This window comes from Pseudomonas sp. WSY_20, assembly GCF_043104335.1.
Classification (GTDB): domain Bacteria; phylum Pseudomonadota; class Gammaproteobacteria; order Pseudomonadales; family Pseudomonadaceae; genus Aquipseudomonas; species Aquipseudomonas parafulva_B.
Genome location: NZ_JBICKP010000086.1, coordinates 1 through 15,588, shown reverse-complemented (window position 1 = coordinate 15,588; position 15,588 = coordinate 1). Strand labels below are relative to the sequence as shown.

At 57.5% G+C, this 15,588-nt stretch carries 11 protein-coding genes, 1 tRNA gene and 1 pseudogene; all 13 read left to right on the top strand.

Going from position 1 to position 15,588, the window contains the following annotated elements; genetic code table 11:
• Positions 1 to 123 (top strand): annotated as a pseudogene (locus tag ACF8E5_RS21120) (elongation factor Tu); the annotation flags it as partial.
• Positions 124 to 177: 54 nt separating this feature from the next.
• Positions 178 to 253 (top strand) — tRNA-Trp (locus ACF8E5_RS21115).
• Positions 254 to 297: 44 nt separating this feature from the next.
• Positions 298 to 666 (top strand): preprotein translocase subunit SecE, encoded by a 369-nt coding sequence (gene secE / locus ACF8E5_RS21110; protein WP_027915747.1) that lies wholly within the window; start codon positions 298 to 300, stop codon positions 664 to 666.
• 9 nt (positions 667 to 675) lie between these two features.
• Positions 676 to 1,209: a transcription termination/antitermination protein NusG gene (nusG, locus tag ACF8E5_RS21105; protein WP_003255501.1), complete on the top strand. Its 534-nt coding sequence runs from the start codon at positions 676 to 678 to the stop codon at positions 1,207 to 1,209.
• A 119-nt stretch (positions 1,210 to 1,328) separates the two neighbouring features.
• Positions 1,329 to 1,760: a 50S ribosomal protein L11 gene (gene rplK / locus ACF8E5_RS21100; protein ID WP_027915748.1), complete on the top strand. Its 432-nt coding sequence runs from the start codon at positions 1,329 to 1,331 to the stop codon at positions 1,758 to 1,760.
• The gene (gene rplA, locus ACF8E5_RS21095) at positions 1,760 to 2,455 is read left to right on the top strand and encodes a 50S ribosomal protein L1 (protein ID WP_027915749.1); all 696 of its coding nucleotides are present in this window, start codon (positions 1,760 to 1,762) and stop codon (positions 2,453 to 2,455) included. The genes rplK and rplA overlap by 1 nt, the downstream gene beginning before the upstream one ends.
• A 197-nt stretch (positions 2,456 to 2,652) precedes the next feature.
• The gene (gene rplJ, locus ACF8E5_RS21090; RefSeq protein ID WP_016715872.1) at positions 2,653 to 3,153 is read left to right on the top strand and encodes a 50S ribosomal protein L10; all 501 of its coding nucleotides are present in this window, start codon (positions 2,653 to 2,655) and stop codon (positions 3,151 to 3,153) included.
• A gap of 78 nt (positions 3,154 to 3,231) precedes the next feature.
• Positions 3,232 to 3,597 (top strand): 50S ribosomal protein L7/L12, encoded by a 366-nt coding sequence (rplL, locus tag ACF8E5_RS21085; protein ID WP_003255496.1) that lies wholly within the window; start codon positions 3,232 to 3,234, stop codon positions 3,595 to 3,597.
• Positions 3,598 to 3,816: 219 nt separating this feature from the next.
• Positions 3,817 to 7,890 carry a DNA-directed RNA polymerase subunit beta gene (rpoB, locus tag ACF8E5_RS21080; protein WP_058639905.1) on the top strand — a complete coding sequence of 1,358 codons (4,074 nt, stop codon included), beginning with the start codon at positions 3,817 to 3,819 and terminating at the stop codon, positions 7,888 to 7,890.
• Positions 7,891 to 7,954: 64 nt separating this feature from the next.
• The gene (rpoC, locus tag ACF8E5_RS21075; RefSeq protein WP_058606002.1) at positions 7,955 to 12,154 is read left to right on the top strand and encodes a DNA-directed RNA polymerase subunit beta'; all 4,200 of its coding nucleotides are present in this window, start codon (positions 7,955 to 7,957) and stop codon (positions 12,152 to 12,154) included.
• A gap of 211 nt (positions 12,155 to 12,365) precedes the next feature.
• Positions 12,366 to 12,737 carry a 30S ribosomal protein S12 gene (rpsL, locus tag ACF8E5_RS21070; RefSeq protein WP_003255492.1) on the top strand — a complete coding sequence of 124 codons (372 nt, stop codon included), beginning with the start codon at positions 12,366 to 12,368 and terminating at the stop codon, positions 12,735 to 12,737.
• Positions 12,738 to 12,843: 106 nt separating this feature from the next.
• Positions 12,844 to 13,314 (top strand): 30S ribosomal protein S7, encoded by a 471-nt coding sequence (rpsG, locus tag ACF8E5_RS21065; protein ID WP_003246741.1) that lies wholly within the window; start codon positions 12,844 to 12,846, stop codon positions 13,312 to 13,314.
• 30 nt (positions 13,315 to 13,344) lie between these two features.
• A complete protein-coding gene (fusA, locus tag ACF8E5_RS21060) occupies positions 13,345 to 15,489 on the top strand; it encodes an elongation factor G (protein WP_058606003.1) in 2,145 nt (714 codons plus the stop codon).
• Positions 15,490 to 15,588 lie beyond the last annotated feature (99 nt).

Below are 15,588 nucleotides of genomic sequence, written 5' to 3'. Positions count from 1 at the left end.
GACAACATTCAGATGACTGTTACCCTGATCAAGACCATCGCAATGGAAGACGGTCTGCGCTTCGCTATCCGTGAAGGCGGTCGTACCGTCGGCGCCGGCGTCGTAGCCAAAATTATTGAATAAGTAGTTGATTTACTTGATTGGGCCGGTATAATAGCCGGCCTGATACAGCGTTACAGGTCAGTAGCTCAATTGGCAGAGCGACGGTCTCCAAAACCGTAGGTTGGGGGTTCGATTCCCTCCTGACCTGCCATTTCACCTCGGTGTGATGGCTTTCTTCTTACAGGATCCTCCTCGATGACCCCCAAAACTGAAGCCCAAGAATCGCGTTTTGATCTGTTCAAGTGGCTGGCTGTAGTGGCTTTGGTGGTTGTTGGTGTAGTGGGTAATCAGTATTACTCTGCTGCTCCAATTCTGTACCGCGTACTCGCACTTCTTGCTCTGGCTGCTGTTGCTGGCTTTGTTGCCTTGCAGACCGCGAAGGGTAAGTCGTTCTTTACGCTGGCCAAGGAAGCGCGTACCGAGATTCGTAAAGTCGTATGGCCGACCCGCCAAGAAACCACCCAGACCACGCTGATTGTTGTGGCTGTCGTGCTGGTTATGGCTCTGCTGCTGTGGGGGCTCGATTCCCTGCTCGGCTGGGCGGTCTCCTTGATCGTAGGCTAAAGGTGCCCCGTGGCTAAGCGTTGGTATGTTGTGCATGCTTACTCGGGTTACGAGAAGCATGTGATGCGCTCCTTGATCGAGCGCGTCAAGCTGGCTGGCATGGAAGACGGTTTCGGCGAGATCCTGGTTCCGACCGAAGAAGTCGTTGAAATGCGTAACGGCCAGAAGCGCAAGAGTGAACGCAAGTTCTTCCCGGGCTACGTGTTGGTCCAGATGGAAATGAACGAAGGGACTTGGCACTTGGTCAAGGATACCCCGCGCGTGATGGGCTTTATCGGTGGTACAGCGGACAAGCCCGCACCCATCACTGATAAAGAAGCTGAGGCAATCCTGCGTCGCGTCGCCGACGGCAGTGACAAGCCGAAGCCCAAGACTCTGTTCGAGCCTGGTGAAGTGGTTCGAGTCATTGATGGTCCGTTCGCAGACTTCAATGGTAGTGTCGAAGAGGTTAACTACGAAAAGAGCCGCCTGCAGGTTGCAGTGCTTATTTTCGGTCGCTCTACGCCCGTGGAGCTCGAGTTCAGCCAGGTCGAAAAGGTCTAGGCGGACGAAGCATCCCATACCCCGCAGCCCTGTGTGCTGCGGGGTTTTGTCGTCACTGGGATAAAACGCAAGTCATCCGGGGAGCCAATAGGCGTTCGTACCCGATATTGGAGTAGCTCATGGCTAAGAAGATTCAGGCTTACATCAAGCTGCAAGTTAAGGCCGGCCAGGCCAACCCAAGCCCACCCGTTGGTCCAGCACTGGGCCAACATGGTGTGAACATCATGGAATTCTGCAAGGCCTTCAACGCCCGTACCCAGGGTCAAGAAGCCGGCCTGCCGACTCCAGTGATCATCACTGTATACAGCGACCGTAGCTTCACCTTCGAGACCAAGAGCACTCCTGCCTCGGTTCTGCTGAAGAAAGCTGCTGGCCTGACCAGTGGTTCGGCTCGCCCGAACACCGTTAAAGTCGGTACCGTTACCCGCGCTCAGCTGGAAGAAATCGCCAAGGCTAAACAAGCCGACCTGACTTCTGCTGACCTGGACGCAGCTGTACGCACCATCGCTGGCTCTGCCCGCAGCATGGGCTTGAACGTGGAGGGTGTGTAATGGCTAAGCTGACCAAGCGCCAAAAGGCAATCGCCGAAAAAATCGAAGCAGGCAAGGCCTATAACTTCGAAGAAGCGGCAACTCTGCTGGCTTCGCTGCCGGCTGCCAAGTTCGTCGAATCGTACGACATCGCGGTAAACCTCGGTGTTGACCCACGTAAATCCGACCAGGTTGTTCGTAGCGCTACCGTGCTGCCACACGGCACTGGCAAGACTGTACGTGTTGCTGTCTTCACCCAGGGTCCAGCTGCTGAAGCCGCTCTGGCTGCCGGCGCTGACCGCGTAGGTATGGACGATCTGGCTGCTGAAATGAAAGGCGGCGACCTGAACTATGACGTTGTCATCGCATCGCCTGATGCCATGCGTGTCGTAGGTCAGCTGGGTCAGGTTCTGGGCCCACGTGGCCTGATGCCTAACCCGAAGGTTGGTACCGTAACCCCAGACGTAGCCACTGCCGTGAAAAACGCCAAGGCTGGTCAGGTTCGCTACCGTACCGACAAGAACGGTATCATTCACACTTCCGTAGGCAAAATCGGCTTCGAAGCCGGCAAGCTGAAGGAAAACGTTGAAGCGCTGATCGCTGACCTCAAGCGTATCAAGCCAGCTTCTTCGAAAGGTATCTACGTCAAGCGCGTTACCCTGAGCACCACCATGGGCCCAGGTCTGGTCATCGACCAGAGCTCGCTGGACGTGTAAGAACATGGTGGTGTGACCTGTCACGCCACCAGCAAAAATTGGGGTCCCTGCCTGGCGGGGGCTATCCAAGACCGTAGGCGGCGCAAGCCTTAAAACACCAGCCCACGCAGATGGTGCTCCCGATTCGTTACCGAATCAGACACCAAAACGACATCCGGCTTCGGCCAGATGAAACGGTAAAAACCAGGAGTAAACCCGTGGCAATTAAACTCGAAGACAAGAAGGCCATCGTCGCTGAAGTCAACGAGGCTGCCAAAGTCGCTCTGTCCGCTGTCGTGGCCGATGCCCGTGGTGTGACTGTAAGCGCAATGACCGGACTCCGTAAAGAGGCCCGCGAAGCTGGCGTATACGTGCGTGTCGTACGTAACACCCTGCTCAAGCGCGCTGTTGAAGGCACCGAATTTTCGATCCTCAACGATGCGTTCAAAGGCCCGACCCTGATTGCTTTCTCCAACGAACACCCGGGCGCTGCTGCCCGTCTGTTCAAAGAGTTCGCCAAGGGTCAGGACAAGTTCGAGATCAAGGCAGCTGCGTTTGACGGCAATTTCATTGCAGCGAACCAGATCGACGTGTTGGCTACCCTGCCGACCCGCGACGAAGCTATTGCGAAACTGATGAGCGTGATCCAAGGCGCTACCAGCAAGCTGGCTCGTACTCTGGCAGCCATTCGCGACCAGAAAGAAGCTACCGCTGCCTAAGGCAAGCGAAACTCTTTCAAAATCATTCGTTTAATTTGATGGCTGCGTAGGCTGTCACCCCAATACAGGATTTAAGTCATGTCCCTGACTAACGAGCAAATCATCGAAGCAATCGGCCAGAAAACCGTTCTGGAAGTTGTTGAGCTGATCAAAGCTATGGAAGAAACCTTCGGCGTTACCGCTGCTGTTGCCGCTGCTGGCCCAGCTGCTGCTGCTGCCGTTGTTGAAGAGCAGACCGAGTTCAACGTTGTTCTGGTTGAAGCTGGCGACAAGAAAGTGAACGTGATCAAGGCCGTTCGCGAACTGACCGGTCTGGGCCTGAAAGAAGCCAAAGAGAAAGTCGATGGCGCTCCTCAGGTTGTAGCTGAAGGCGTTTCGAAAGAAGCCGCTGAAGACGCTAAGAAGAAGCTGGAAGAAGCAGGCGCTAAAGTCGAGCTGAAGTAATCTCGACCTTGCGACGCCAGTCCGAGCGTTGAGCAAAGGGCTGATGGCTGGTGGCTTATGCCACCGGCCTTTTTCCGTTATTGGCGGTCGGTCAGGCCGGCCCCGATAACAAGCTGCAAGACACCCATGTGGGTGGCGCAAACCAAGGGTTTGCACGATTTTCTGGCTGCTCCCGCCGGGAGAAGCCAAACAAGCAGGTGACCAAGCTGGGGAACGCTGATGGCTTACTCATACACTGAGAAAAAACGTATCCGCAAGGACTTTAGCAAGTTGCCGGACGTGATGGATGTGCCTTACCTCCTGGCCATCCAGCTGGATTCGTATCGCGAATTCCTGCAAGCGGGAGCATCCAAGGATCAGTTCCGCGACGTCGGTCTGCATGCGGCCTTCAAATCGGTATTCCCGATCATCAGCTACTCCGGCAATGCTGCCTTGGAGTACGTAGGCTATCGCCTGGGCGAACCCGCCTTCGATGTGAAGGAATGTGTCCTGCGTGGCGTGACCTTCGCGGTCCCACTGCGGGTCAAGGTGCGCCTGATCATCTTCGACAAGGAATCGTCGAACAAAGCGATCAAGGACATCAAAGAGCAAGAAGTCTACATGGGTGAAATCCCCCTGATGACTGAGAACGGTACCTTCGTAATCAACGGTACCGAGCGTGTGATCGTTTCCCAGCTGCACCGCTCGCCGGGTGTATTCTTCGACCACGACCGTGGCAAGACTCACAGCTCGGGCAAGCTGCTGTACTCCGCTCGCATCATTCCATACCGCGGCTCCTGGTTGGACTTCGAGTTCGATCCTAAGGACTGCGTATTCGTGCGTATCGACCGTCGCCGCAAACTGCCGGCTTCGGTCCTGCTGCGCGCGCTGGGCTACAGCACTGAAGAAGTGCTGAACACCTTCTACACCACCAACGTGTTCCATGTTTCCGGCGAGAACCTCAGCCTTGAACTGGTGCCACAGCGTCTGCGTGGTGAAGTCGCGGTCATGGACATCCATGACGAGAATGGCAAGGTCATCGTCGAGCAAGGCCGCCGCATCACTGCGCGCCATATCAATCAGCTCGAAAAAGCCGGTGTCAAACAGCTCGACGTGCCAATGGAATACGTCCTGGGCCGTACGACTGCCAAGGCCATCGTGCACCCTGCAACCGGCGAGATCATTGCCGAGTGCAACACCGAGCTGACGACCGAGCTGCTGGTCAAAGTCGCCAAGGCACAGGTTGTCCGTATCGAGACCCTGTACACCAACGACATCGATTGCGGTCCGTTCATCTCCGATACCTTGAAGATAGACACCACCAGCAACCAATTGGAAGCTCTGGTCGAAATCTATCGCATGATGCGTCCAGGTGAGCCGCCGACCAAGGATGCTGCCGAAACCCTGTTCAACAACCTGTTCTTCAGCGCCGAGCGTTACGACCTGTCCGCCGTCGGCCGCATGAAGTTCAACCGTCGTATTGGTCGCACCGAAATCGAAGGTTCGGGCGTGCTGAGCAAGGAAGATATCGTCGAGGTTCTGAAGACTCTCGTCGATATCCGTAACGGCAAAGGCATCGTCGACGACATCGACCACCTGGGTAACCGTCGCGTACGTTGCGTTGGTGAAATGGCCGAGAACCAGTTCCGTGTAGGCCTGGTGCGTGTCGAGCGCGCGGTCAAGGAACGTCTGTCGATGGCTGAAAGCGAAGGCCTGATGCCTCAGGACCTGATCAACGCCAAGCCGGTAGCGGCGGCGGTGAAAGAGTTCTTCGGTTCCAGCCAGCTTTCGCAGTTCATGGACCAGAACAACCCGCTCTCCGAGATCACCCACAAGCGCCGTGTTTCCGCACTCGGCCCTGGCGGTCTGACCCGTGAGCGTGCTGGCTTCGAGGTGCGTGACGTACACCCGACCCACTACGGCCGCGTGTGCCCGATCGAAACCCCTGAAGGTCCGAACATCGGTCTGATCAACTCCCTGGCTGCGTATGCTCGCACCAACCAGTACGGCTTCCTGGAAAGCCCGTACCGTGTGGTGAAGGAAGGCGTTGTCAGCGACGACATCGTATTCCTGTCTGCCATCGAAGAGGCCGATCACGTGATCGCCCAGGCTTCGGCCGCGATGAACGACAAGAAGCAGCTGATCGATGAGCTGGTCGCTGTGCGCCACCTGAACGAATTCACCGTCAAGGCGCCGGAAGACGTCACCCTGATGGACGTTTCGCCCAAGCAGGTAGTTTCGGTCGCTGCGTCGCTGATCCCATTCCTGGAGCACGACGACGCCAACCGTGCACTGATGGGCTCGAACATGCAGCGTCAGGCTGTACCAACCCTGCGTGCCGACAAGCCGCTGGTAGGTACCGGCATGGAGCGCAACGTTGCCCGTGACTCCGGTGTCTGCGTGGTTGCTCGCCGCGGTGGCGTGATCGACTCGGTCGACGCCAGCCGTATCGTGGTCCGTGTAGCGGATGACGAAGTGGAAACCGGCGAGGCAGGTGTAGATATCTACAACCTGACCAAGTACACCCGTTCGAACCAGAACACCTGCATCAACCAGCGTCCGCTGGTGAGCAAGGGTGACATGGTACAGCGCGGCGATATCATGGCCGATGGCCCGTCCACCGACATGGGTGAGCTGGCGCTGGGTCAGAACATGCGCATCGCGTTCATGGCATGGAACGGCTTCAACTTCGAAGACTCCATCTGCCTCTCCGAGCGCGTCGTTCAGGAAGATCGCTTCACCACGATCCACATCCAGGAACTGACCTGTGTGGCCCGTGACACCAAGCTTGGCCCAGAAGAGATCACTGCAGACATCCCGAACGTGGGTGAGGCTGCGCTGAACAAGCTGGACGAAGCCGGTATCGTTTACGTCGGTGCTGAAGTTGGCGCTGGCGATATTCTGGTCGGCAAGGTAACGCCAAAAGGCGAAACCCAGCTCACCCCTGAAGAAAAACTGCTGCGCGCGATCTTCGGCGAAAAAGCCAGCGACGTTAAGGACACTTCCCTGCGCGTACCGACCGGTACCAAGGGTACTGTCATCGACGTTCAGGTCTTCACCCGTGATGGCGTCGAGCGTGACAGCCGTGCGCTGGCCATCGAGAAGATGCAGCTCGACGAGATCCGCAAGGACCTCAACGAGGAATTCCGCATCGTCGAAGGCGCAACCTTCGAGCGTCTGCGCTCTGCGTTGGATGGTCAGGTGGTCGACGGTGGTGCAGGCCTGAAGAAAGGCACTGTCATCACTGATGAAGTCCTCGCCGGTCTGGAGCACGGTCAGTGGTTCAAGCTGCGCATGGCCGAAGATGCACTGAACGAGCAGCTGGAAAAGGCTCAGCAGTACATCGTCGACCGTCGCCGACTGCTGGACGACAAGTTCGAAGACAAGAAGCGCAAGCTGCAACAGGGCGATGACCTGGCACCAGGCGTTCTGAAGATCGTCAAGGTCTACCTGGCAATCCGCCGTCGCATCCAGCCGGGTGACAAGATGGCCGGTCGTCACGGTAACAAAGGTGTTGTCTCGGTGATCATGCCGGTCGAAGACATGCCGCATGACGCCAACGGCACGCCGGTCGATGTCGTACTGAACCCGCTGGGTGTACCTTCGCGTATGAACGTGGGTCAGATTCTGGAAACCCACCTGGGCCTCGCGGCCAAGGGTCTGGGTGAAAAGATCGATCGCATGATCGAGGAGCAGCGCAAAGCCGCAGAGCTGCGCGTGTTCCTGACCGAGGTCTACAACGAGATCGGTGGTCGTCAGGAAAGCCTCGACGAGTTCAGCGATGAAGAAATTCTCGCCCTGGCTCATAACCTGAAGAAAGGCGTGCCAATGGCAACGCCCGTGTTCGACGGTGCGAAAGAGAGCGAGATCAAGGCCATGCTGAAGCTGGCCGACCTGCCTGAGAGCGGCCAGATGGTGCTGTTCGATGGCCGTACCGGCAACAAGTTCGAGCGTCCTGTGACCGTTGGTTACATGTACATGCTGAAGCTGAACCACTTGGTGGACGACAAGATGCACGCGCGTTCCACTGGTTCTTACAGCCTGGTTACCCAGCAGCCGCTGGGTGGTAAGGCACAGTTCGGTGGTCAGCGTTTCGGGGAGATGGAAGTGTGGGCGCTGGAAGCATACGGCGCGGCATACACCCTGCAAGAAATGCTCACAGTGAAGTCGGACGACGTGAACGGCCGTACCAAGATGTACAAGAACATCGTGGATGGCGATCACCGTATGGAGCCGGGCATGCCCGAGTCCTTCAACGTGTTGATCAAAGAGATCCGTTCGCTCGGTATCGATATCGATCTGGAAACCGAATAACACGTGACGTGAAGGGGAGTGGGGCAGGCAGTGCCCGCTCCCTGCTCCGCCAGGAGGAAAGGCCTTGAAAGACCTACTGAATTTGCTGAAAAACCAGGGTCAAGTCGAAGAGTTCGACGCCATCCGCATCGGTCTGGCGTCACCAGAGATGATCCGTTCGTGGTCGTTCGGTGAAGTTAAGAAGCCGGAAACCATCAACTACCGTACGTTCAAACCAGAACGTGACGGCCTGTTCTGCGCCAAGATCTTTGGCCCAGTCAAGGACTACGAGTGCCTGTGCGGTAAGTACAAGCGGCTCAAGCATCGCGGCGTTATCTGCGAGAAGTGCGGCGTTGAAGTTGCCCTCGCCAAGGTCCGTCGTGAGCGCATGGCTCACATCGAGCTGGCTTCGCCGGTCGCACACATCTGGTTCCTGAAGTCGCTGCCGTCCCGTATCGGCTTGCTGATGGACATGACCCTGCGTGATATCGAGCGCGTGCTCTACTTCGAGAGCTACGTCGTAATCGACCCAGGCATGACTACGCTTGAAAAAGGCCAGTTGCTCAACGACGAGCAGTACTTCGAAGCGCTGGAAGAGTTCGGTGACGATTTCGACGCCCGCATGGGTGCCGAGGCTGTCCGCGAGCTGCTGCACGCTATCGACCTGGAGCACGAGATCGGCCGCCTGCGTGAAGAGATTCCGCAGACCAACTCGGAAACCAAGATCAAGAAGCTGTCCAAGCGCCTGAAGCTCATGGAAGCCTTCCAGGGCTCCGGCAACCTGCCTGAGTGGATGGTCCTGACCGTCCTGCCAGTGCTGCCGCCGGACCTGCGCCCGCTGGTACCGTTGGATGGCGGCCGCTTCGCGACCTCCGACCTGAACGACCTGTACCGTCGGGTGATCAACCGTAACAACCGTCTCAAGCGCCTGCTGGATCTGTCGGCGCCGGACATCATCGTGCGCAACGAAAAGCGCATGCTGCAGGAAGCGGTCGACGCCCTGCTGGACAACGGCCGTCGTGGTCGCGCCATCACTGGTTCGAACAAGCGTCCGCTGAAGTCCCTGGCCGACATGATCAAAGGTAAGCAAGGTCGCTTCCGTCAGAACTTGCTCGGTAAGCGTGTGGACTACTCCGGCCGTTCGGTAATTACCGTAGGCCCGACCCTGCGTCTGCACCAGTGCGGTCTGCCGAAGAAGATGGCCCTCGAGCTGTTCAAGCCGTTCATTTTCGGCAAGCTGGAAATGCGTGGTCTGGCGACCACCATCAAGGCTGCCAAAAAGATGGTCGAGCGCGAACTGCCAGAGGTGTGGGACGTTCTCGCCGAAGTGATTCGCGAACACCCCGTGCTGCTCAACCGTGCACCGACCCTGCACCGTCTGGGTATCCAGGCCTTTGAGCCGGTACTGATCGAAGGTAAGGCCATCCAGCTGCACCCGCTGGTCTGCGCCGCGTACAACGCCGACTTCGACGGTGACCAGATGGCCGTTCACGTGCCGCTGACGCTGGAAGCCCAGCTCGAAGCGCGTGCACTGATGATGTCGACCAACAACATCCTGTCGCCAGCCAACGGTGAGCCAATCATCGTTCCGTCGCAGGACGTCGTGTTGGGTCTGTATTACATGACCCGTGAGGCCATCAACGCCAAGGGCGAGGGTCGTGTGTTTGCCGACCTGCAGGAAGTCGACCGCGTATTCCGCGCCGGCGAAGCTGCCCTGCACGCGAAAATCAAGGTTCGTATCAACGAGACCGTGAAAGAACGTGATGGCAGCGTCACCAAGAACACCCGTATCGTCGACACCACTGTTGGCCGTGCGCTGCTGTTCCAGGTTGTACCTGCTGGCCTGCCTTACGATGTCGTCAACCAGCCAATGAAGAAAAAGGCGATCTCCAAGCTGATCAACCAGTGCTACCGCGTGGTTGGTCTGAAAGAGACCGTCATCTTCGCTGACCAGCTGATGTACACCGGTTTCGCCTACTCGACCATTTCCGGTGTTTCCATCGGTGTGAACGACTTCGTCATCCCGGATGAGAAGGCCCGCATCATCGGTACTGCTACCGATGAAGTGAAGGAAATCGAAAGTCAGTACGCCTCCGGCCTGGTAACCCAGGGCGAGAAGTACAACAAGGTCATCGACTTGTGGTCCAAGGCGAACGACGAAGTGTCCAAGGCGATGATGGCCAACCTCTCGAAAGAGAAGGTCATTGATCGCGAGGGCAATGAAGTCGACCAGGAATCGTTCAACTCGATGTACATGATGGCTGACTCGGGTGCGCGTGGTTCTGCAGCCCAGATCCGTCAGCTGGCCGGTATGCGTGGCCTGATGGCCAAGCCGGATGGCTCCATCATCGAGACGCCTATCACCGCGAACTTCCGTGAAGGTCTGAGCGTACTTCAGTACTTCATCTCGACTCACGGTGCTCGTAAGGGTCTGGCGGATACCGCACTGAAGACTGCTAACTCCGGTTACCTGACGCGTCGTCTGGTAGACGTGGCGCAGGACCTGGTGGTGACCGAGATCGACTGCGGTACCGACCAAGGTCTGGTCATGACCCCGCACATCGAAGGCGGCGACGTTGTCGAGCCGCTGGGTGAGCGTGTTCTGGGCCGTGTGATCGCCCGTGACGTGTTCAAGCCAGGCACCGAGGACGTCATCGTTCCTGCCGGTACGCTGGTAGACGAGAAGTGGGTCGAGTTCATCGAGCTGAACAGCATCGACGAAGTGGTCGTGCGTTCGCCGATCAGCTGCGAAACCCGCTTCGGTATCTGCGCCAAGTGTTACGGCCGTGACCTGGCGCGCGGTCATCAGGTGAACATCGGTGAAGCGGTCGGCGTCATTGCCGCCCAGTCCATCGGTGAGCCTGGTACCCAGCTGACCATGCGTACGTTCCACATCGGTGGTGCTGCAAGCCGGACCTCGGCTGCTGACAGCGTTCAGGTGAAGAATGGCGGTATGGTACGTCTGCATAACCTGAAGCAGGTTGAGCGCGCAGACGGTAACCTGGTTGCCGTATCGCGTTCGGGCGAGTTGGCCATTGCCGACGAATTCGGTCGTGAGCGTGAGCGTTACAAGCTGCCGTACGGCGCTGTGATTTCGGTCAAGGAAGGTGACAAGGTCGAAGCTGGCGCCATCGTCGCCAAGTGGGACCCGCACACCCACCCGATCGTGACCGAGCTCAAAGGTACCGTGACCTTCGTGGGCATGGAAGAAAACATCACCATCAAGCGTCAGACCGATGAGCTCACCGGCCTGACCAACATTGAAGTGCTGGACGTCAAGGATCGCCCTGCCGCAGGCAAGGAAATCCGTCCGGCCATCAAGATGGTGGATGCCTCTGGCAAGGACCTGTACCTGCCGGGTACCGATGTACCTGCCCAGTACTTCCTGCCGGCCAATGCCCTGGTTGGCGTAGCCGACGGTGCCCAGATCGGTGTCGGTGACGTTATTGCGCGTATCCCGCAAGAAACGTCCAAGACCCGTGACATCACCGGTGGTCTGCCACGTGTTGCCGACTTGTTCGAAGCGCGTCGTCCGAAGGAAGCGTCGATTCTGGCTGAAGTCAGCGGTACCATTGCCTTCGGTAAAGAGACCAAGGGCAAGCGTCGCCTGGTGATCACGCCGACCGACGGTAGCGATCCGTACGAAGAGCTGATTCCGAAGTGGCGTCACCTGAACGTCTTCGAGGGTGAGCAGGTGAACCGCGGCGAAGTTATCTCCGACGGCCCGAGCGATCCGCACGACATCCTGCGTCTATTGGGTGTCAGCGCACTCGCCAAGTACATCGTCAACGAGATTCAGGACGTTTACCGTCTGCAAGGCGTTAAGATCAACGACAAGCACATCGAGACCATCCTGCGCCAGATGCTGCGCAAGGTCGAGATTTCCGAGTCGGGCGATTCCAGCTTCATCAAGGGCGACCAGATGGAACTGACTCAGGTACTGGTAGAGAACGAGCGTCTCGCCGGCGAGGACAAGTTCATCTCCAAGTTTACCCGTGTGCTGCTGGGTATCACCAAGGCGTCGCTGTCGACCGAGTCGTTTATTTCCGCGGCTTCCTTCCAGGAAACTACACGCGTATTGACCGAAGCGGCCGTAACTGGCAAGCGCGACTACCTGCGTGGTCTGAAAGAAAACGTGGTCGTGGGTCGTTTGATCCCGGCCGGTACCGGTCTGGCTTACCACAGCGAGCGCAAGCGTCGCCGTGATGCAGACAAGCCGCTGCGTGTGAGCGCCAGTGAGGTGGAAGCCGCACTGACCGAAGCACTGAACTCCAGCGGTAACTGAGTACAGGGCAGGGCCCCGGTTGACCCCGAATGGTCGTCGGCGACATGAAATGTTGCCGATGATCGGGCGGGGAGGGCCGGGGCCTTGTCTTGACTGGGTGCAAGATCCTCTTTAGACTTTTGTACCCTTAAATTTGGTGAGGCTCCGTCTCGCCAATTTTTGGCTTTCTTGCAAGACAATAGAGTCGCAAGACAATCAGTGGAGCTAGTAGATGGCAACTATCAACCAGCTGGTACGTCAGCCGCGTAAGCGTTCGGTCGAAAAGTCCGACGTTCCTGCGCTGCAGAACTGCCCGCAACGTCGTGGCGTGTGCACCCGCGTGTACACCACTACGCCGAAAAAACCTAACTCGGCACTGCGTAAAGTATGCCGTGTGCGTCTGACCAACGGTTTCGAGGTTTCCTCGTACATCGGTGGTGAAGGCCACAACCTGCAAGAGCACAGCGTCGTCCTGATCCGTGGCGGCCGTGTAAAAGACTTGCCAGGTGTTCGTTACCACACCGTTCGCGGCTCTCTGGATACTTCGGGCGTTAAAGGCCGTAACCAGGGTCGTTCGAAGTACGGTACCAAGCGTCCGAAGTAATCGGCCGTTTGCAGACATCCATTTTTTTGAGTCGATAAGAGTAAGGTCGGGCGGGGGTCGTAGACCCAGGTCCCGGGCTAACCTGAAGACCGTTTGAGGGCTTATCATGCCAAGACGTCGTGTAGCAGCAAAACGTGAGATCCTTGACGATCCTAAGTACGGATCGCAGATTCTCGCCAAGTTCATGAACCACGTGATGGAAAGCGGCAAAAAGGCCGTAGCCGAGCGCATCGTTTATGGTGCCCTGGATACCGTCAAAGCACGCAAGAACAGCGACCCCCTGGAAATCTTCGAGAAAGCTCTCGACGCCATCGCTCCGCTGGTCGAAGTAAAGTCCCGTCGTGTCGGCGGTGCCACTTACCAGGTCCCGGTTGAAGTTCGTCCATCCCGTCGTAACGCTCTGGCCATGCGCTGGCTCGTAGACTACGCCCGCAAGCGCGGCGAGAAGTCGATGGCTCTGCGCCTGGCTGGCGAGCTGCTGGATGCTGCCGAAGGCAAGGGTGCTGCAGTCAAGAAGCGTGAAGACGTGCACCGTATGGCTGAAGCCAACAAAGCGTTCTCGCACTACCGCTTCTAATTCAAGCATCAATTACTTTGCGAGGGCTTTATGGCTCGTACTACAGCAATTAACCGCTACCGTAACATTGGTATCTGTGCCCACGTTGACGCGGGCAAGACCACCACTACCGAGCGGATCCTGTTCTACACAGGTCTGAGCCACAAGATGGGCGAGGTGCATGATGGCGCCGCGACCACCGACTGGATGGTGCAGGAGCAGGAGCGCGGTATCACCATTACCTCCGCTGCCGTTACCACCTTCTGGAAAGGTTCCGTTGGTCAGTACGACAACTACCGCGTAAACGTCATCGATACCCCCGGCCACGTTGACTTCACCATTGAAGTAGAACGTTCGCTGCGCGTACTCGACGGCGCGGTCGTTGTGTTCTGCGGCACCTCCGGTGTCGAGCCTCAGTCCGAAACCGTATGGCGTCAGGCCAACAAGTACGGTGTTCCACGTGTTGTTTACGTGAACAAGATGGACCGTGCCGGTGCCAACTTCCTGCGTGTCGTAGGTCAGATCAAGAACCGTCTGGGCCACACCCCGGTTCCGGTTCAGCTGGCCATCGGTTCGGAAGATAACTTCCAGGGTCAGGTCGACCTGATCAAGATGAAGGCTATCTACTGGAACGACGACGACAAGGGCACCACCTACCGCGAGGAAGAAATTCCTGCGGACATGCTTGAGCTGGCTCAAGAGTGGCGCAACAACATGGTTGAAGCTGCTGCTGAAGCCAACGAAGAGTTGATGAACAAGTACCTGGAAGGCGGTGAGCTCACCGTTGACGAGATCAAGGCAGGCCTGCGCGCGCGCACCCTGGCCAGCGAGATCGTTCCAGCTGTTTGCGGTTCGTCGTTCAAGAACAAGGGTGTTCCCCTGGTTCTCGACGCCGTCATCGACTACCTGCCTGCTCCTACCGAGATTCCTGCCATCCAGGGTATCAACCCGGACGACAAGGATCTGGACAAGGAAGACCCGGCTGTTCGTAAAGACGAGCGTCACGCTGACGACAACGAACCCTTCTCGGCCCTGGCGTTCAAGATCGCGACCGACCCGTTCGTAGGTACTCTGACCTTCGTTCGTGTCTACTCGGGTGTTCTGAGCTCCGGCGACTCCGTGATCAACTCGGTCAAAGGCAAGAAAGAGCGCGTTGGTCGTATGGTGCAGATGCACGCCAACCAGCGTGAAGAGATCAAGGAAGTGCGCGCTGGTGACATCGCCGCCCTGATCGGTATGAAAGACGTGACCACCGGTGAAACCCTGTGCAACGCCGATCATCCAATCATCCTTGAGCGTATGGACTTCCCTGAGCCGGTAATCTCCCTGTCCGTCGAGCCGAAAACCAAGGCCGACCAGGAGAAGATGGGTATCGCACTGGGCAAGCTGGCCCAGGAAGACCCGTCGTTCCGCGTCAAGACCGACGAAGAAACCGGCCAGACCATCATCTCCGGTATGGGTGAGCTGCACCTGGACATCCTCGTTGACCGCATGAAGCGCGAATTCAACGTCGAAGCCAACATCGGTAAGCCTCAGGTTTCGTACCGCGAGAAGATCACCAAGTCCAACGTCGAGATCGAAGGCAAGTTCGTTCGTCAGTCGGGTGGTCGTGGTCAGTTCGGTCACTGCTGGATCCGTTTCTCGGAGCCGGAAGTGGACGAAAAAGGCAATATCACCGAAGGTCTGGTGTTTACCAACGAAGTCGTTGGTGGTGTGATTCCGAAGGAGTTCATCGCCCCGATCCAGAAGGGTATCGAAGAGCAGATGAAGAACGGCGTTGTTGCCGGCTATCCTCTGATCGGCCTGAAGGCCACGGTATTCGACGGTTCGTACCACGACGTCGACTCCAACGAAATGGCGTTCAAGATCGCTGCATCGATGGCAACCAAGCAGCTGGCCCAGAAGGGTGGCGGCGTGGTTCTCGAGCCGATCATGAAGGTCGAAGTTGTAACCCCGGAAGACTACCTGGGTGACGTGATGGGTGACCTGAACCGTCGTCGTGGTCTGGTACAGGGTATGGATGAGTCGGTCTCTGGCCGCGTCGTCCGCGCTGAAGTTCCGCTCGGGGAAATGTTCGGTTACGCGACCGACGTTCGTTCCATGTCTCAGGGTCGCGCAAGCTACTCCATGGAATTCTCCAAGTACGCTGAAGCTCCGTCGAACATCGTCGAAGCTCTCATTAAAAAACAAGGCTGATTCAGCCCCTTTAGGCTAGGAGTTCACTGTCGTGGCTAAAGAAAAATTTGATCGTACCCTTCCCCACGTTAACGTCGGCACTATCGGCCACGTTGACCA

Coding starts and splice junctions, on each gene's coding strand:
- secE (WP_027915747.1), top strand. CDS start 298: ATGACCCCCAAAACTGAAGCCCAAGAATCGCGTTTTGATCTGTTCAAG.
- rplK (WP_027915748.1), top strand. CDS start 1,329: ATGGCTAAGAAGATTCAGGCTTACATCAAGCTGCAAGTTAAGGCCGGC.
- rplA (WP_027915749.1), top strand. CDS start 1,760: ATGGCTAAGCTGACCAAGCGCCAAAAGGCAATCGCCGAAAAAATCGAA.
- rplL (WP_003255496.1), top strand. CDS start 3,232: ATGTCCCTGACTAACGAGCAAATCATCGAAGCAATCGGCCAGAAAACC.
- rpoB (WP_058639905.1), top strand. CDS start 3,817: ATGGCTTACTCATACACTGAGAAAAAACGTATCCGCAAGGACTTTAGC.
- rpsL (WP_003255492.1), top strand. CDS start 12,366: ATGGCAACTATCAACCAGCTGGTACGTCAGCCGCGTAAGCGTTCGGTC.
- rpsG (WP_003246741.1), top strand. CDS start 12,844: ATGCCAAGACGTCGTGTAGCAGCAAAACGTGAGATCCTTGACGATCCT.
- fusA (WP_058606003.1), top strand. CDS start 13,345: ATGGCTCGTACTACAGCAATTAACCGCTACCGTAACATTGGTATCTGT.